This is a genomic window from Duganella sp. BJB476 (assembly GCF_003416895.1).
Lineage (GTDB): Bacteria > Pseudomonadota > Gammaproteobacteria > Burkholderiales > Burkholderiaceae_D > Rugamonas.
The window spans coordinates 1174285-1191956 of the sequence record NZ_QVIO01000001.1 but is presented as its reverse complement, the minus strand read 5'-3'; the positions used below and the strand labels follow the sequence as shown (position 1 = coordinate 1191956).

At 64.0% G+C, this 17672-nt stretch carries 17 protein-coding genes; 4 read left to right on the top strand and 13 right to left on the bottom strand.

Translation table 11 applies throughout. The features are described 5' to 3' along the window. Positions 1 to 13: 13 nt before the first annotated feature. Together D0T21_RS05285 and D0T21_RS05280 are read right to left on the bottom strand one after the other, a co-directional pair. Positions 14 to 979 (bottom strand): PDR/VanB family oxidoreductase, encoded by a 966-nt coding sequence (locus D0T21_RS05285; protein WP_116988993.1) that lies wholly within the window; start codon positions 977 to 979, stop codon positions 14 to 16. Continuing rightward, complete coding sequence (locus D0T21_RS05280) at positions 976 to 2007, bottom strand: aromatic ring-hydroxylating dioxygenase subunit alpha (protein WP_116988991.1); 1032 nt, start codon at positions 2005 to 2007, stop codon at positions 976 to 978. The genes D0T21_RS05285 and D0T21_RS05280 overlap by 4 nt, the downstream gene beginning before the upstream one ends. Positions 2008 to 2145: 138 nt before the next feature. On the opposite strand from D0T21_RS05280, the gene D0T21_RS05275 reads away from it, so the two are divergent. Continuing rightward, entirely contained in the window at positions 2146 to 2640 is a 495-nt protein-coding gene (locus D0T21_RS05275) for a MarR family winged helix-turn-helix transcriptional regulator (protein WP_116988989.1), read from the top strand. A gap of 18 nt (positions 2641 to 2658) precedes the next feature. Here the strand turns inward: D0T21_RS05275 and D0T21_RS05270 are convergent, their stop codons facing one another. From D0T21_RS05270 to D0T21_RS05240, 7 genes are all read right to left on the bottom strand, one after another. Beyond that, positions 2659 to 3360 (bottom strand): ABC transporter ATP-binding protein, encoded by a 702-nt coding sequence (locus tag D0T21_RS05270; protein ID WP_116988987.1) that lies wholly within the window; start codon positions 3358 to 3360, stop codon positions 2659 to 2661. Further along, positions 3353 to 4111, bottom strand: coding sequence for an ABC transporter ATP-binding protein (locus D0T21_RS05265; RefSeq protein WP_116988985.1), 759 nt, complete (start codon positions 4109 to 4111; stop codon positions 3353 to 3355). Before D0T21_RS05265 ends, D0T21_RS05270 begins: the two co-directional genes overlap by 8 nt. Next, positions 4108 to 5142, bottom strand: a complete 1035-nt coding sequence (locus D0T21_RS05260) for a branched-chain amino acid ABC transporter permease (RefSeq protein WP_116988983.1) — start codon at positions 5140 to 5142, stop codon at positions 4108 to 4110. The genes D0T21_RS05265 and D0T21_RS05260 overlap by 4 nt, the downstream gene beginning before the upstream one ends. Next, the gene (locus D0T21_RS05255; protein WP_116988981.1) at positions 5139 to 6005 is read right to left on the bottom strand and encodes a branched-chain amino acid ABC transporter permease; all 867 of its coding nucleotides are present in this window, start codon (positions 6003 to 6005) and stop codon (positions 5139 to 5141) included. Before D0T21_RS05255 ends, D0T21_RS05260 begins: the two co-directional genes overlap by 4 nt. A 69-nt stretch (positions 6006 to 6074) precedes the next feature. After that, positions 6075 to 7277 (bottom strand): 3-oxoadipyl-CoA thiolase, encoded by a 1203-nt coding sequence (pcaF, locus tag D0T21_RS05250; RefSeq protein ID WP_116988979.1) that lies wholly within the window; start codon positions 7275 to 7277, stop codon positions 6075 to 6077. An 11-nt stretch (positions 7278 to 7288) separates the two neighbouring features. Then, entirely contained in the window at positions 7289 to 7933 is a 645-nt protein-coding gene (locus D0T21_RS05245) for a CoA transferase subunit B (protein ID WP_116988977.1), read from the bottom strand. Continuing rightward, positions 7930 to 8595 (bottom strand): 3-oxoacid CoA-transferase subunit A, encoded by a 666-nt coding sequence (locus D0T21_RS05240; RefSeq protein WP_116988975.1) that lies wholly within the window; start codon positions 8593 to 8595, stop codon positions 7930 to 7932. Before D0T21_RS05240 ends, D0T21_RS05245 begins: the two co-directional genes overlap by 4 nt. A 135-nt stretch (positions 8596 to 8730) precedes the next feature. Here D0T21_RS05240 and D0T21_RS05235 point away from each other — a divergent pair, with 135 nt between their 5' ends. Next, the gene (locus D0T21_RS05235) at positions 8731 to 9570 is read left to right on the top strand and encodes an IclR family transcriptional regulator C-terminal domain-containing protein (protein ID WP_116988973.1); all 840 of its coding nucleotides are present in this window, start codon (positions 8731 to 8733) and stop codon (positions 9568 to 9570) included. On the opposite strand, the gene D0T21_RS05230 is transcribed toward D0T21_RS05235, so the two are convergent. Next, entirely contained in the window at positions 9567 to 10658 is a 1092-nt protein-coding gene (locus D0T21_RS05230; RefSeq protein ID WP_116988971.1) for a porin, read from the bottom strand. The genes D0T21_RS05235 and D0T21_RS05230 overlap by 4 nt on opposite strands. A gap of 208 nt (positions 10659 to 10866) precedes the next feature. Here D0T21_RS05230 and D0T21_RS05225 point away from each other — a divergent pair, with 208 nt between their 5' ends. Further along, a complete protein-coding gene (locus tag D0T21_RS05225) occupies positions 10867 to 12042 on the top strand; it encodes an ABC transporter substrate-binding protein (protein WP_116988969.1) in 1176 nt (391 codons plus the stop codon). A gap of 26 nt (positions 12043 to 12068) precedes the next feature. Here the strand turns inward: D0T21_RS05225 and D0T21_RS05220 are convergent, their stop codons facing one another. Together D0T21_RS05220 and D0T21_RS05215 are read right to left on the bottom strand one after the other, a co-directional pair. Continuing rightward, positions 12069 to 13796, bottom strand: a complete 1728-nt coding sequence (locus D0T21_RS05220; protein WP_116988967.1) for a tannase/feruloyl esterase family alpha/beta hydrolase — start codon at positions 13794 to 13796, stop codon at positions 12069 to 12071. 11 nt (positions 13797 to 13807) lie between these two features. Then, positions 13808 to 14980, bottom strand: a complete 1173-nt coding sequence (locus D0T21_RS05215) for an ABC transporter substrate-binding protein (protein ID WP_116988965.1) — start codon at positions 14978 to 14980, stop codon at positions 13808 to 13810. Positions 14981 to 15108: 128 nt separating this feature from the next. Here D0T21_RS05215 and D0T21_RS05210 point away from each other — a divergent pair, with 128 nt between their 5' ends. Further along, on the top strand, positions 15109 to 15600 hold the full coding sequence (locus D0T21_RS05210; RefSeq protein WP_199538409.1) for a MarR family winged helix-turn-helix transcriptional regulator: 492 nt from the start codon (positions 15109 to 15111) through the stop codon (positions 15598 to 15600). A 19-nt stretch (positions 15601 to 15619) separates the two neighbouring features. On the opposite strand, the gene D0T21_RS05205 is transcribed toward D0T21_RS05210, so the two are convergent. Beyond that, positions 15620 to 17428, bottom strand: coding sequence for a sigma-54-dependent Fis family transcriptional regulator (locus D0T21_RS05205; protein ID WP_116988963.1), 1809 nt, complete (start codon positions 17426 to 17428; stop codon positions 15620 to 15622). Positions 17429 to 17672: the final 244 nt, after the last annotated feature.

Genomic DNA, 17672 nt, shown 5'->3' with positions numbered 1-17672 from the left:
TGTGTCTCCTTTTTTATAGGTCCAGCAGCAGCGTGCCGGTTTTGGAACGTGAACAACAAGGGGTGAACTGGTCGTTGGCGGCTTGTTCCGATTCGTCCAGGTACAAGTCGCGGTGGTCCGGCACGCCGTCCAGCACGCGCGTCAGGCAGGTGCCGCACACGCCCTGCTCGCACGAAGCGGGAATGAACACGCCGGCATCGGTCAGCACGCGCAGCACGGTGCTGTCGGCGGGGATGGCATACACCTTGCCGCTGGAGGCCAGTTTCACCTCGAACGGCTGGTCGCCGCCGGCGGACGGCACGGCTGCGGCGCCGAAGTATTCGAGGTGCAGCTGGTCCTGCGGCCAGTGATGCGCCTTGGCCGAGGCCTTGACATGGTCGATGAATCCGGCCGGGCCGCAAAAAGAGATGTGCGTCTTGCCGTCCAGTTGCGCCAGCAGCGCGGGCAGGTCCAGCTTCTGCGCAGCGTCGCCGCTGTCGTAATGGAAGTGCACCTGCGGCGCGAACGGCGCGGCGGCGATGCGTTGGCGGAACGCGGTGCGTTCGGGCGAGCGCGCGCAGTAGTGCATCTCAAACGCCGCGCCGCGCGCCGACAATGCTTCCGCCATCGCCAGGATGGGCGTGACACCGATGCCGCCCGCCAGCAGCAGGCTACGTTCGGCGTCAACCAATGGAAAGTGGTTTTTCGGCGCGCTGATGTTCAGGGTGGCGCCGGCCCGCACTTCCTCGTGCATAGCCTTGGAACCGCCGCGCGACGACGGGTCGCGCAGCACGCCGATCACGTAGCGGTGCCGTTCCTGCGGCGGGTTGCAGAGCGAATACTGCCGCACCAGACCAGCTCCGACGTGGACGTCGATATGCGCGCCCGCCGTGAAGGGTGGCAGCGGCGCACCGTCGGCACTGACCAGTTCATAGGTGCAGATATCCTCGGCCTCCACATGCCGGCGTTCCACCCGCACTTGCAGCAGTTCGGTACTCATGCGTCCTGCTCCTTTTCCAGCCACTGATCCAGCACGCGGCGCGACTGCACACCACCGGCGTCGATATTCAACATCAGCAGCTTGCGTTCGGGATGACGCAGGATGTTGGCCTGCTGTAGTTCCAGCATCTCCCGGTCCTCGCCGAAGATCTTGCCCTGGCCGGTGCGTATGGTGGCGGTCAATTCCTCATCATCCGGCTTGAAATTGCGCGCCATGCCCCAGAAGTACCAGTGGGAGGTTTCGCTTTCCGGCGTGATGAAGTCGACCACGATGCTGGACGCCTTGTGCTCCGGCGCCGCGTCGTAGCCGCCCTTGCCCGCATGCGCCACGCCGACTTCGATCATCACATGGCTGGGCGCCGTGAAGCGGCAGATCTGCCAGCGGTCCACCGGCACGTCGTCGGCCAGGCCATTACCACGCAAGGCCGCGCGCCAGAACGGCGGCGCCATGATGTTCTCCATGTAGCGGCTGGTGATCACCTCTTCGCCCTCGACCCGGGTGCTGACCGGCGCTTCGTCGATCTCTTTCTGGCCGATGCTCGACGCATGCACATATGTCTCGTGGGTCAAGTCCATCAAGTTGTCGATCATCAGGCGGTATTCGCAGTTGATGTGATACAGCCCGCCGCCGTAAGCCCACTCAGGATTGTCCGCCCACTCCAGGTGATGGATCAGCGCCGGATCGGCCAGTTCGCGTTCGCCGGTCCAGACCCAGATAAAGCCGTAGCGCTCCTCCACCGGATAGCTGCGGATGCAGGGGAAGCCGCGCACGCGCTGGCCCGGCATGCTGACCACCTTGCCGTCGCAGCCCATCTCCAGGCCGTGATAGCCGCACACAAGCTGGCCGTCGCGGACAAAGCCCAGCGACAGCGGTGCACCGCGGTGCGGACAGAAATCCTCCACCGCCGCCACCTTACCCTCCGCCCCGCGATAAAACACGATCTTCTCGCCGCAGATCTGGCGACCCAGCGGCTTGCCATCGATTTCATCCGGCGTGCAGGCCACGTACCAGGTATTTTTTGGGTACATCTTGTCTCCTTGTTCGATTTTCAGTTTATATTCAGTGCACTGAATGTTGTAAAGTATAGACCGTAAACCGATGAAGTAAACCGCCGGGACGAATTCTTTTTTTGTTCCGTGCCACACCGCGCAAGCAGAGAGCACGCCATGCCACAAACAGAGAGTCAGCTGACCAACCTGTACGAACACCCGGGTCACTTGCTGCGCCGTGCGCAGCAAATCTCGGTGTCGATTTTTTACGACGAAATGGGCGAAGAACTGACGCCGGTCCAGTATGCGATGCTGCGCAACCTGGAAAGCCACGCAGGCATCGACCAGGTGTCGCTGTCGGCCATCAGCGGCATCGACACGTCCACCGGCGCCACCGTCTGCGCGCGGCTGGAGGAAAAGGGACTACTCAACCGCACCGTGATTCCAACCAACCGCCGCCAGCGCGCCCTGACCATCACTGCGGCCGGCGAACAGCTGCTGGCCGATCTGGTCCCCGGTTCGCAGCGTCTGCGACGCCGTCTTCTGGCGCCGCTCAGCGGCCCGGAACAGCTGAAATTCATGGAACTGCTGACCAAGCTGGTACAGGAAAACAACGCACAAAGCCGCGCGCCGCTGAGCAGCGGCGCGCACGTTGCGCGCGACGCAAGCTAAAATTCAACAGCCGCCGTCTCAGGCCACGGCGACCAGGCGATCCAGCTTGTCGCCGTCGGCCAGCAGGCTGGCGCTGTCCGAGTCGTGGACGATGCGGCCACGATCCAGCACAATCGCCCGCTGGGTCAGCGACAACGCCAGCCGCGCATGCTGCTCCACCACGATCACCGACATCCCCTCCTCCTGCACCAGCCGCCGTATCACCCGCACCAGCTCCTGCACGATGATGGGCGCCAGGCCCTCCATCGGCTCATCCAGCAGCAGGATGCGCGGGTTGGTCATCAGCGCGCGGGCGATCGCCACCATCTGCTGCTCGCCGCCGGACAACTGGTTGCCCATGTTGGCGCGGCGTTCGGCCAGGCGCGGGAAGATCTCGTAGATCTTTTGCAGGTTCCAGCGGCCGGGCCGCGCCACCACCGTCAGATGCTCTTCCACCGTCAGCGATGGGAACATATGCCGTTCCTGCGGCACCCAGCCCAGGCCCGCGCGCGAGCGCCGGTGCGTGGGCATGCGCGCGATGTCGCTGCCGGCCCAGCGGATGCCGCCGCCGTGCAGCCGCGTCAATCCCATCAGCGTCACCAGCAGGCTGGTTTTGCCGACGCCGTTGCGGCCCAACAGCGCCAGGCTGTCACCCTCGTTCAGCGTGAACGACACATCTTCCAACACGATAGACTCGCCATAACCGGCGGTGACTTTATCGAGCGCCAGTAATTCAGCCATGTTCGGCCTCCCCCAGATAAACTTCCTTGACGCGCTGGTCGGCTGCGATCTCCGCCGGCGTGCCCTCGGTCAGCACTTTGCCGCCGACCAGCACCGTGATGCGGTCGGCGAAGCGGAACACCAATCCCATATCGTGTTCGATGAACAGCACCGTCACATCGCGCGGCAGCTGCGCCAGCACTTCGAACAGTTCCTTGCTCTCCGCTTGCGGGATGCCGGCCGCCGGTTCGTCCAGCAGCAGGATGCGCGGCTTGGTAGCCAGCGCCAATGCTATTTCCACCAGCCGCTGCTTACCGTAAGCCATGCTGCGCGTGACGCTGTTGGCCTGGTCGGTCAGCTTGAGCGTGGCCAGCAGGGCCATCGCCTCGTCGATCACGTCGGCGTGCTTGGCCACGGTCTTGTACCAGACCGATTGCAGGCCGCGCCGCTCGCAGATCGCCAGCGCCACCGATTCCAGCACCGTCATGCCGGCGAACAGGGTGTTGAGCTGGAAGGTGCGCGTCATGCCGCGCCGTACCCGCTGATGCTGCGGCAGGTGCGTGATGTCCTCGCCGCCCAGGTAGACCTTGCCGCTGCTGGGCATGAAGCCACCCGTCAGCAGGTTGATGAAGGTGGTCTTGCCAGCGCCATTGGGGCCGATCAGCGCGTGGCGCGCACCTGGTTCGAAGGTCAGGCTCACATCGCTGTTGGCGACGAACGGACCCCAGCGCTTGGTCAGGCCTTCGGTGCGCAGTGTGATGTCCTGGCTCATGCCTGCTCCTTCCGTTTGAAACGTGACGCCATCTTTTCCAGCCCGCCCAGGATGCCGCCGCGCGCGAACAGCACGATCACCATCAGCAGCAGGCCGATATAGAACTGCCAGTAGGCCGGATTGAGGCCGGCGATGTAGTCCTGCGCCAGCATGAACACGGCGGCGCCGACCAGCGCGCCGTACAGGCGGCCCGTCCCACCCAGCACCAGCATGATCAACAGCTCAGCCGAACGCGGAAAGCCCAGCGAATCAAGCCCGACGAACTGCGTGGTCTGCGCCAGCAGCGCGCCGGCCAGGCCGGCCACCGTTGCGGCCAGCGTGAACACGGCCACCAGGCGACGGTTGACGTCCACGCCCAGTGCCGGCATGCGGCGCGCGCCCTCGCGGATGCCGACCAGGCTCAAACCGAACGGCGACTTCACCACCCGGCGCAGCACCACGAACACGAGGAACAGTACGGCGAAGCTGTAGCAGTAAGCCACATTGCCGTTCAAATCGAATTCGAAAGCGCCAAACAATTTACCGACCATCATGCCGGACAAGCCATCCACGCCGCCGGTGAGGAAGGAGGCCTTGTTGGCCGCCTCGAACAACATCAGGCCTATGCCCAGCGTGACCATCAAGCGCGTCAGGTCCTGGCCGCGCACCACCAGGAAGGACATGACGAAGCCGAACAGGCCTGCCACCACGGCGCCGGCCAGCAAACCGCTAAACGGCTCGCTCCAGCCGTGCACCGACAGCAGCCCGGCCGTGTAGGCGCCCAGGCCGAAAAAGGCTGCATGGCCCAGCGAAACGATGCCGGCATAGCCCAGCATCAAATCCAGTGACAGCGCGAACAGGCCGACTATCATGATCTGGCTGATCAGCACCAAGTAACCGGGGAAGGCGAAATACGCGGCCACCGGCAGCAGCCAGAAAGCGATTTCCAGCGGCGACCAGCGGTCGTCGGGCAAACGGAGTAGGCTCATGCTCTGCACCTTGTTGACGGCGACGGGCGCCGGTTTGACTTCAGCATCGGCGAAGGCGTTCATGCTTTCCTCCTGATCAGGCCTGCCGGGAACAGGATCAACAACACCACCATCAAGCCATAGATGACGAAGGCGCCAATCTGCGGCACATAGTATTTGCCTGCCACGTCGAACACGCCCAGTATCAGCGCCGCCAGCAGCGGCCCCTTGATGGTGCCGGCGCCGCCCACGGCGACCACCAGCAGGAAGTAGACCATGTACTTGATCGGGAAAGTCGGATCCAGTCCCAGAACATCGATACCCAGGCCTCCACCCAGCCCGGCCAGGCCGGAGCCCAGCGCGAAGGTCAGGCTGAACACCAGGCCGACATTGATGCCCAAGCCGGCGGACGCGGTTTGATTGTCCACCGATGCGCGGATCTGCGCGCCGAAACGGGTGCGTTCGATCAGCAGTCCCAACGCCAGCGTTACCAGCACCACCACGCCGATCAGGAACAGGCGATACGCGCCAACCTCAAGGCCGAGCAGCGAGACCTGCCCGCGCAGCCAGTCCGGCAGCGTGACCGGCTGCTGCGATGGGCCGAACAGCCAGGTCGCACCGGCCACCGACATGAAGGTCAGGCCGATCGAGAACAGCACCTGGTCCAGATGGCTGGCCCGGTACAGGCGGCGGTACAGCACCCGCTCCAACACCAGCCCGGCCGCAGCGGAAGCCAAAAAGGCCAGCGGCAGCGAGGCCAGGAACGGTACGCCCAGCCGGGACAACACCGTCACACTGACATAGCCGCCCAGCATGGCAAAGGCGCCGTGGGCCAGGTTAATGAAGTTCATCATGCCCATCGTGACCGACAGGCCGACGCTGATGAGGAACAGCAGGCTGCCGTAGGCGATGCCGTCGAACAGCACACCGGCGAAATTGGCTAGCATATCCGCCTCCTCGTTTGAATTGTTTTATACATTTTTTGTCTCCACTACTACTCTACAAACTACATTGAATCACACTCTTTCGATAATCATCGCAATGCCCTGCCCTACGCCGATGCACATGGTGCACAGCGCATAGCGGCCGCCGCTGCGGTGCAGTTGGTAAGTCGCGGTGGTCACCAGGCGCGCGCCGCTCATGCCCAGCGGATGGCCCAGCGCGATGGCGCCGCCGTTGGGATTGATGCGCCCATCGTCGTCCCGCAGGCCGAGCTGGCGCAACACGGCCAGTCCCTGCGCGGCGAAGGCTTCATTCAGTTCGATGACGTCCATCTGCTCCAGCGTCAGGCCGGTCTGGCGCAGCAGCTTTTGCACCGCAGGCACCGGGCCTATGCCCATCACGCGCGGTGCCACACCAGCCGTCGCCATGCCGACGATGCGCGCCAGCGGCTTCAGTCCATGTCGCTTGACCGCGTCGCCGCTGGCGATCAGCAACGCGCAGGCGCCGTCGTTGATGCCGGAAGCATTACCTGCGGTGACGCTGCCCTCGGGACGTACAACGCCTTTCAGCTTGGCCAGCGCCTCGATGGTGGTGGCGCGCGGATGTTCATCCTGCGCGAACAGCAGCGGATCGCCTTTTTTCTGAGGCAGCGATACCGGCACAATCTCGCGCGCGAAGATGCCTTCAGCGATGGCGATGGCGGTCTTGTTCTGGCTTGCCAGCGCAAACGCATCCTGGTCGGCGCGGCTGACGCCATAATCCTGGGCGACGTTTTCCGCCGTCTCCGGCATGGTCTCCACGCCGTAGGCTTCCTTCAACGCCTTGTTGATGAAGCGCCAGCCCATCGTAGTGTCCTGCAGCGACGCGTTGCGCGAGAACGCCGCATCGGGCTTGCCCATGACGAAAGGCGCGCGCGTCATCGATTCCACGCCGCCGGCGATCATCAGGCAAGCGTCGCCCGCCTGGATCGCGCGCGCCACCGTGCCGATGGCGTCCATGCCGGAGCCACACAGGCGGTTGATGGTGGAACCCGGCACCTCCTGCGGCAGCCCCGCCAGCAGCGCCGACATGCGCGCCACGTTGCGATTGTCTTCGCCGGCCTGGTTGGCGCAGCCGTAGATCACATCATCCACCTGGTCCCACTGCACGTCGGGATTGCGGCGCATCAGTTCCCGCAGCGGTACGGCGCCCAGGTCGTCGGCGCGCACGTCCTTCAGCGCGCCGCCGTAACGGCCGATCGGAGTGCGCACCGCATCGCAGATATATGCTTCGTTCATCTCGTCCCCTCTTATTTCAATGACAGCAAAGGCGCGCCGGTAGCGGCTTGCAGCTCTTCAAAAGTCAATCCAGGCGCCATCTCGCACACCGCCAGCCCGGCCGGCGTCACGTCCAGCACGGCCAAGTCGGTGTAGATGCGGTTGACGCAGGCCACGCCCGTCAGCGGATAGCTGCACTGGCTGACGATCTTGCTCTCACCGGTCTTGGTCTGGTGCTCCATCATGACGAACACCTGCTTGGCGCCGATCGCCAGGTCCATGGCGCCGCCGACGGCCGGTATCGCATCCGGCGCGCCGGTGTGCCAGTTGGCCAGGTCGCCGTTGGCCGCCACCTGGAAGGCGCCCAGCACGCACACGTCCAGGTGGCCGCCGCGCATCATGGCGAAGGAATCGCCGTGATGGAAGTAGGCACCGCCCGTCAGCAGCGTCACCGGCTGCTTGCCGGCGTTGATCAGGTCTTCGTCTTCCTCGCCGGGCGCCGGCGCCGGGCCCATGCCCAGCAGGCCGTTCTCGCTGTGCAGGAACACTTCGCGTTCGGCCGGCAGGTGGTCCGCCACCTTCGTCGGCAGGCCGATGCCCAGGTTGACGTAAGCGCCTTCGGGAATGTCCTGCGCCACACGGGCCGCCATCTGATCACGGGTATATTTGTTCGTCATACAGCCTCCTTCACTACGCGCTGCACAAAGATGCCGGGAGTGATGATCGATTCGGGATCGAGCTCGCCCAATGCCACCACCTGCTGCACCTGCGCGATGGTGGTCTTGGCCGCCATCGCCATGATGGGACCGAAGTTGCGCGCCGTCTTGCGGTACACCAGGTTGCCCCAGCGGTCGCCGCGCAACGCCTTGATCAGCGCGAAGTCGGCGTGAATCGGCGATTCCAGCACATAGTGGCGGCCGTCGATCAGGCGCGTCTCCTTGCCCTCGGCCAGCAGCGTGCCGTAGCCGGTCGGCGAGAAAAACCCGCCGATGCCGGCGCCGGCGGCGCGGATGCGTTCCGCCAGATTGCCTTGCGGGGTCAGTTCCAGCTCGATCTCGCCGGCGCGGTACAGCGCGTCGAAATGATGGGAGTCGGCCTGGCGCGGGAAGGAGCAGATGATCTTGCGCACCCGCTTGGCCTTGAGCAGCGCGGCCAGTCCCGTTTCGCCGTTACCGGCGTTGTTATTGACGATGGTGAGGTCGCGCGCGCCCTGCGCGATCAGCGCGTCGATCAGCGCGGACGGCATGCCGGCGTTGCCGAAGCCGCCGATCATGACCGTCGCGCCGTCGTGGATGTCAGCCACGGCGCGCTCCAGTGATGCAAATGTTTTGTCGATCATATGCCTGCCTTTTAAGTTCAGTGTGCGATAATCGAACTAATGATTGATTACCGCACACTCAGTGTAGCAACGTAATCGCGCCGCGGTCAACAAAAAAACACCTATCGAACCTGCCTACTGCATTAAAATCACGCCATGTCCAAGACCACCAAACCCAAAACCAGCGTCGCCGAGGCTGAGCCGGAGCACGAACCAAGCATCTCCGAACAGATCGACGCCCTGACCGATCCCAGTTTCATGACCTCGCTGGCGCGCGGCCTGGCCGTGGTGCGCGCCTTCAGCGATTCGCGCAAGCCGCAGACCATCGCCAACATCAGCCAGAAGACCGGCATTCCGCGCGCCGCCGTGCGGCGCTGCCTGCATACGCTGCGCGAGCTGGGGTATGTGGATGCGGAGTTGAACAATTTTTCGCTGCGTCCCAAGGTGCTGACGCTGGGCTATTCCTACCTGTCGTCGACGCCGCTGACAGTATCGGCCCAGCCCTACCTGAACAACATCAGCCGCGCGCTGAACGAATCGAGCTCGCTGGCGGTGCTGGACGACGACGAAGTGCTCTACGTGGCGCGTGCCGCCACCTCGCGCGTGATGTCGGTGGCGCTGAACACCGGCAGCCGCCTGCCCGCCTATTGCACCTCGCTGGGTCGGGTGATGCTGGCGCATTTGCCGCCGGCGGAGCTGGACCAGTACCTGGCCCGCACCGCGTTGCGGCCGATGACCGAAAACACGGTGGTCAACCAGAAGCGCCTGCGCGAGATCCTGGCCGGCGTGCGCCAGGCCGGCTACGCCATCAACGACGAAGAACTGGAACTGGGATTGCGCTCCATCGCGGTGCCGGTACGCGGCGCATCCGGCACTGTGCTGGCGGCGTTGAACGTCGGTGCGCAAGCCTCGCGCGTCAGCGTCAAGCAGTTGGAAAAAGAGTTCCTGCCCGTGCTGCTGCGCGGGGCCCAGGAACTCTCGATACTGCTGCCTTAGAAGCTGTGGCGCAGGCCGGCCATGACGCCGTTCTGCGTCAGGCCCGCGCCGACGGTGCCGCCGGCGTCCAGCGCCACTGCCGATGCGCCGGAGTTCTGCATGCGACCCAGCGCTCCATACACGGCGGTGCGCTTCGACAGGTAGTAGGTCAAGCGGGCCACCACCATCTTGACGTCCGAGCTGCTGTTCTTGGTGTCGCGGCGCGCCACCTGCACATCCAGCGTGGACAGCGGCGTGACCGGATAGCTCACACCCAGGAAGTACAGATCCGATTCGGTCACGCCGGTGACCGCGCGCGTGGTGCGGTCGACCAGGCCGCCGCCGATCTTGGCCGCCCCCACCTTGGCATAGCCGTTGACGGTGATGCGCTTGTCGCTGTTATCGCTGCTGGTCAAGCCACCGGCCGCGCCGACGTTCCCGTACATGATGTCGTAGGAAGTGTTCAGGCCATATTCCGGAGTCTCGTAGCCCACCATGCCGGTGATCTGGCGGCAGGCCTTGGAATTGCCCGCCACTTCGCCAGGGCAGCCGGTGGCGGCAGGACCGCCCGCAGCCGACGCATCGCGCCCGGTGCTGTAGGTGGCGCCGACCACGAAGTTGTTGAAGTTGCCCAGGTAGCCGATGGCGTTGTCGCTGCGCGCGTTCGGCAGATAAGGATCGATGCTGCCGATCGCGAACAGGTTAGGCCCCAGCACGTCGCCCTTCAACGAGGCGATATAGGTCATGTTGATCTGGCGGCCCAGCGTCACCGTGCCGAACGCGCCCTTCAAACCCACCGAGGCCTGGCGGCCGAACAGGCGATTGCCCTGGCCCATGGTGCCGGTATCCATCGACAAGCCCATCTCCAGCGTGAACACCGCCTGCAAGCCGTCGCCCAGGTCCTCGCTGCCGCGGAAGCCCAGGCGCGACGGGAATGAACCCGTCAACGAAGGCATCTTGGTGATGCTGGCGCCGGCCGCATTGGCGTTGGTCGTATAAACCAGGCCTGTGTCTACAAGGCCGTACACCGTGACACTGCTTTGCGCCATGGCGCCGGATGCGCTGACCCCAGCCAGCAGCGCCGCAGCGCATCGGATTGCGTTCTTCATTCCAGTCTCCTGTTGTTTTGAATACGTCGTTTTTAAGATGTGCGATTATCGAACAATAGGTTGTTAATCGCACATAGATTGAGATACTATGCATGAAGCGATGCGCTGTCAACCAACGCCGCGTGGCAGAATTGAAACCTGCCACCGTCGCCAATTGCCGCGACTAGCCATTCCTCATAGAGAAAACAGAACAGCACCGGAGACCAGCATGACGATGAAAAAATTTGTAGCAATCGCGACACTCGCCACCGCCGCATGGTCGGCGATGCCGCTGGCGCAGGCCCAGGACACCATCAAGGTCGGCGTGATCGCCGCCTTCTCCGGCCCCTTCGCCGACTACGGCAAGCAGATGGAGGGCGGCATCAAGGCGTGGATGGCGCTGAACGGCGCCACGGTGGCGGGCAAGAAGATCGAAATCATCTACAAGGACACCACCGGCCCTTCGCCCGAAATCGCAAAGCGCCTGGCGCAGGAACTGGTGGTGCGCGACAAAGTCGACTTCCTCGCGGGCTTCGGCCTGACGCCGGAAGCGCTGGCCGTCGCGCCTATCGCCGAGCAGGCGAAGAAGCCGATGATCGTCATGAACGCCGCCACTTCCATCATCACCACCAAGTCCAACTACATCGCACGTTTCTCGATGACGCTGCCGCAAATCTCCGCGCCGATGGCGACGTGGGCGGCCAAGAACAACATCAAGAAGGTGGTGACGCTGGTGGCGGATTACGGCCCCGGCATCGACGCCGAAACGGCCTTCAAGAATGAGCTGGTCAAAGGCGGCGGCACGGTGACGGAAGCGATCCGCGTCCCGCTGCGCAATCCGGAATTCGCCCCCTACATCCAGCGCATCAAGGACGCCAAGCCGGATGCGGTGTTCATCTTCGTTCCGGCCGGCGAGCAAGGCATCGCCTTCATGAAGGGCTACCGCGAGCGCGGGCTGGCCGCGGCGGGCATCAAGGTGATCGCCACCGGCGACCTGACCGACGACCACGTGCTGCCGGCGATGGGCGACGCCACGCTGGGCGTGATCACCACATTCCACTATTCGGCCGCGCACAAGTCGCCGGAGAACGCGGCTTTCCTGAAGAGTTTTGCGACGGCCAATCCGGGCGCGGGTCGTCCGAACTTCATGGCCGTGGCGGCCTATGACGGCATGGCCGCGATCTACGAAGTGACGCGCAAGTTGAACGGCAAGATCGACGGCGATCAGGCCATGGCCATCCTGAAGAACATGCAGCTCAACAGCCCGCGCGGACCGATCAGCATCGATCCGCAAACCCGCGATATCGTGCAGACGGTCTACGTGCGCAAGGTCGAAAAGGTCGGCAGCGAATTCTATAACGTCGAATTCGACCAGTTCACTAACCAAAAAGACCCAGGCAAGTAAGCCGCCTGCCCGGGTCTTTTGCTCCCCTATTTGCAGCTGAAGTTGGCCGCATCCTCGATACTGCCGCTGCCGTTGTACTTCGCCACCTGCGGATAAGGACACAGCGGCCGGGTGCGGGTCGTCGACCATGACGCCGGCACGTCGGCATTGACGCCGCCGGCGTTGCCCGCGCCGCGCGCGCTGGCCAGCACCCGTTCCGGCGCCTGCCCCTTCTCGACCCAGTTGACCAGGGGCGTCAGCATGTCGAATTGGTCGGTCGCCGGTCCGCCGGAACAATGGTTCATGCCGGGCACGCGGAAGAAGCGGGCAAAGTTGGAAGCGTCGCCGCCGTTCGCGGCTCGCAGATTGTCGTACCACGCCGTGGTGTCGTCACTGGAGAAGATCGGATCGCTAGTGCCGTGGTATAGCATCATCTTGGCGCCACGGTTCTTCACGGTGCTGTAGTCGGTCAAGTGCGGTGGCAGCATGAAGGACATTGCGCTTTCCGTGTAGGAGCCATCAGTCGCGGCGACCTGCGTCAGCAAGGTATCGATGCTGGACGTCAGCGCGAAGCTGGCGCCGTTGAAGGTCGCCGGATTCACCGGCGGCACTTTCCAGATCATCGCCACTGCGCCGGAATCCAGCTGCAGTGGGCTGAAGAACTTCCAGAACGCCCAGTTGCCCGTGCCCAGGCCCGCATCGTACGGGAAGCTTGAATAGAACTTGCTCTTGGTGCTGGTGAGCGCGCCCGTGAACAGCTGTCCGATCGCCGCTTTCTGCGCGGTGCTGAGACAGGTGCCGTCGCGGCCTTGCGCGCCGCAGGACGGCACGTCCCGCTCCAGGCTGAAGGCGGCCTGGCAAGCGCCGGTGTCCTGCACCAGGCCATCCTTGACGCCGTCCAGCGCATCGCATTTATCCAGCACCGTGTTCGACACCAGCGCGCGTTCGGCGGGCGTAAAGCCGGTCGACAGGTCGCCCGGCGTGGTTGCCAGCGCCGCGTAGGACTGGCCGCCGGCGATATTGGCGATCGCCGCCAGTGGCAACCGGAAGCCGGGATCGCCGACCAGGTAACCGTCGAACTGTTCGCCGTAGCGGGACGCCGCCACCATCGTGTGTCGACCGCCGTTGGAGCAACCGCCGAAATAGGAACGGTCCGGCCCCTTGCCGTAGGCGGTCTGGATCACGCTCTTGGCCATCGGCGCCAGCTTGCCCGAGGCCTGGTAGCCGTAGTCCAGCCGCGCCTGCGGATCGAGGCCGAACAGCGGCGTCGCCGCGCCGTGGCCCGCGTCGGAACTGATCACCGCAAAGCCCTGGTTCAACGCATTGTCCAACTGCCCGCCGCCGCCAACGTCGCCGGTGGCCGTAACCACCGCGCCGTCAAGGCCGCCGTTGGCCTGGAAGAAGAAGCGTCCGTTCCAGTCAACCGGCAGCCGCATCTCGAAGCTTATCGCGTAGTTTTGCCCGTCGACCGGGCCAACACGCTGGTACATCGATCCCTTCACCAGGCAATGCGCCGGCACCGGCTTGCCGGCAACAGTCAGCACACCCGCAGCCACCGATGCCGCGCTGGCGATCGTCGTATTGGGATAGGCGATCTTGCTGGCCAAATCCGTGCAGGTGGAAAGCTTGGCGCCACTGGCCGCTGCCAACTGCGGCAGCGCCGCCGTGGCGCTTGGCACCGTGCCGCCATCTCCTCCGCAACCACTCAAGGCCACCGCAGACAGGCAAAGCGCCGCCAGCGGCGTGCCGTTCAAGACACGTCGTTCGATCATCATCACAAATCTCCTTAGTTGGGGCTGACGTCGCGCAGTACGGCGATCGGTTCGTTCACCAGCTTGCCGTTGACCTTCTTCACTTCACGGATGTACATGTTCTGCACGATGTCGCGCGTGGCCGGGTCAATGCTGATCGGTCCACGCGGACTGTCGCGCCTCATCCCGGCCAGCACCTGCATCGCCTTGTCGCCGGTGACGGCGCCACCCAGTTTGCGGACGGTCTCGTAGATCATGCCCATGGTGTCGTATGCCGCGACGGTGACGAAGGTGGCTGGCGGCCGGCCTGGATTGGCCTGCGCATAGGATTTCAGGAAAGCCTTGTTGGCGTCGTTGTCCAGCGTGGGCGCGTAGTTCAGCACCGTTACCGCGCCCAGTGCGCGGTCGCCCAGCGCCTCCAGCGTTGGCGTTTCGCTGGTCATGTCACCCACGCCGAGAAACTTGATGCCCGCCTTGTCGAGCCCTTTGTCGCTGAAGGCTTTCAACAGGCCGATGCCGTCTTCCACGCCGGGTGCGAAGAAGAACAGCGCATCCGGCTTCTCATCCTTGATGCGCTGGATGAAGGGCGAATAATCGGGATTGGCCAGCGGCGCCCGCGCCGAGCCAACCACCTTGCCGCCGCCGGCAGTGAACTCCTTGGTGAAGCGGGCCTCCGCATCCAGGCCGGTGCTGTAGTCGCTGACCAGGGTGTAGACCTTGCCGATCTTGTTCTTCGCGGTCCAGGCGCCGAACGGTCCGGTCATCTGGTGCATCGTCATGCTGGTCCGCAGCATGTATGGCGACTTGGCGGTGATGCCGTTGGTGACTGCGTTCATCACGATCATCGGCATCTTGGCCTGGGTGGCGATCGGCGCCACCGCCATCGCGCTGGGCGTCAGCGAGAAGCCGATCAGGAAGCTGACCTTTTCACGCGTGATCAGCTCCTGGGCCGCCCGTTTGGACTGGTCGACATTGGTGCCGCCATCGTCGCGGTAGATGATCTCGATCTTCCGGCCGGCCACCTGATCGCCATATTGCAGCATATAGGCCTTGATGCCGTCCTCGAACGGCTTGCCTGTGTTGGCGAACGGCCCGGTGAGCGCGGCAATCACGCCGATGCGGATGGGTTCCTGGGCCGAAGCCTGGCCTTCGGCCAATACGGTGGAAAGTGCGGTGGAAAGTACGGCGATAAGTGCGCTGCGTTTCATCGTGTCTCCTCGATGGATGGTTTTGAGATAATTAGTTATGTTTTATAATGATTATAGACTATACGCATTTTCGAGACATTGCAAGCATCGGGATGGCCGGGGCGGCGCTTCTTTGCTAGAATCGGACCATGACCACGCAGCCCAAAAAAAAGAAGCCAACATTAACCGACGCCGTCCAGGAGGCGGCAGAGCAGCCGCTGGACCAGAGCACGCTACTGGGCCTGGTGGGCTATAACTGCCGCCGTGCCTACATCAACATCCTGCCGTTGTTTGAAAAGCGGATGGCGAAGTACGAGCTGCGGCCGGTGGATTTCAGTGTATTGAGCCTGTTGAAGGCGAATCCCAACATCAACCAGAAACGGCTGTCGGATGCGGTGAACGTGTCGCCGCCCAACCTTGCCATCCTGCTCGACAGGCTGCAGGAGCGCGGGCTGCTGCTGCGCCAGCGCAGCCCGCTGGACCGGCGCTCGCAGACGCTGGCACTGACGGCCGCTGGCCTGAGCATGTGCACCAAGGCGGAAAAGACCGCCAGCGAATTGGAAGTGGATGCGACGGCCGCGCTGACCGATGCCGAGCGCGCGCAGCTCGTCAAGCTGCTGCAGAAGATCTACCTCGAGTGAGCGACGCAGTTCATTAGATTCAACCCTGCTGGAGCTTCTTCATCCGGTAGGATAGCTGCGGCCGCGTCAGGCCCAGCGTGCGCGCCGCCGCCGACAGGTTGCCGTCGGCCCGCTTCACCGCCGCCAGTATCAGCGTGCTTTCCAGATTGTCCAGCGACCAGTCCTGCTCCTGTTCGGACGCCTGCCGCAGCATCTCGGGTAGCACGTCGAGCAGCGCGCCGGCCAGCGTCGGCGGCGGTGCTGCCGCTTCATGGCTGGTCAGGCGTCCGGTCTGGGCCAGCGAAAAATAGGAGGTCCGCGATTCCTCACCGCTGGTGAACAGGTGCGGCAAATCGATCGGGCCATCCTCGTCGGCGTAGATCACGCCGCGCTCCACCAGGTTTTGCAGCTCGCGGATATTCCCCGGGAAGTCGTAGTTGAGCAGCGCATCGACCGCGCGCGCCGTGAAGCCGGTCACGCGGCGCTGGTGTTTTTGGCCGTAGTGTCGCATGAAGTAACCCATCAACAGCGGGATGTCGTCGCGCCGGTCGCGCAGCGGCGGCAGGCGGATCGGGAATACATTCAGCCGGAAGAACAGGTCTTCGCGGAAGCGGCCCTGCCGGATCTCCTCGCGCAGATCGACATTGGTGGCCGCCACCAGCCGCACATCCACCTTCACGCTGCGCACGCCCCCTACCCGCTCGATCTCGCCTTCCTGTAGCGCGCGCAGCAGCTTGCCCTGCGCCACCAGGCTAAGCGTGCCTATCTCGTCGAGGAACAGCGTGCCGCCGGAAGCGCGCTCGAAGCGGCCGGGCCGCGACTGGCTGGCGCCAGTGAACGCGCCGCGCTCCACGCCGAACAGTTCGGACTCGATCAGCGTCTCGGGAATCGCCGCGCAGTTGACGGCCACGAAAGGCTGCTCCTTGCGGGCGCCGATCTGGTGCAGCATGTAGGCGAACAGCTCCTTGCCCACGCCCGACTCGCCGGTGAACAGCACCGTGGCGGCGGTCGGCGCCACGCGCTTGAGCATATGGCAGGCCGCGTTGAAGGCCGACGACACGCCCACCATCTCCTTGTCGCCGTATGGGCGTCCGTCGTCACCCGGAAGCACCGCCGTCTGCTGGTGCTGCCCCGGTCCACCGTATGCGGTAGTGCTGACGAACGATTCCGCGTTCAGGAAGCGCAGGTCCTCTTCCACATTGTCCCATTCGTCGGCCGGCTTGCCGACCAGGCGGCAGTGCTTGTGCCCCATCGACGTGCATTCAACCTCGCGGTAGATGGTCAGCCGTCCGATCATCGCGCTGGTGTAGCCGATGGCGTAACCGGTCTGCATCCAGCAGGCCGGCTCCGTGCCGATGCCGAAATCCGCAGTGTGCACCTCGGCCTCGCTGGAGTGGTGCCACAGGAATTCGCCATGATAGGTGCCGCGTTCGAAGTCGAATTCGAAGTGCAGCGGCTCCACCTTGACCGCGCCCTCCAGCGAATGCATGCGCGGTCCCGCTGCGAACAGCGAGCCCGGTTCGGCGTCGGGCCAGCGCTCCCGCAGCAGTTGCGCATCGCGGGCGCCGGCCGAATAGCCGACCCGCGTCAACAGGCCGCGCGTGCGTTCCGGGCCTATGCTCTCCAGCAGCTCGCGCCGCAGCGCGCCGAGCGAGGTGATATGCAGCAGCTGCATGCGCTGGCCGTTGAGCCAGATGCGGCCATCGCCGGGCGAGAAGTGCAGGCTTTGCGTCAGGTCGTCCAGCGTGGGCGCGGCGCCGGCCTTCAGGTGCTGGCTGTCGCCCTGCGGCAGCATCTTGCCGCTGACGCGCGACATCTCAGCCAGCGATACGCGAGGGGGTTTGCTCATGTCTCTACTTTCATCATCTTTTATCAAATCATACATCGGCAGTTCTCCCATTTGATCATTTCATCAATCGCCAGCACGGCTTCTTTTTTGCTGCGCTGCGCTACGACAACGCCTCCAACGCCACGTCAACACCCAGCGTAGGCGCCACATGGTGCGTCGCAATAACCACGCTGCACAACGAGCTGGCACACAACTTGTAATAGCTAAGGCAAGAGCGGCAAGCAGACCTTCATGCAACTAGCGT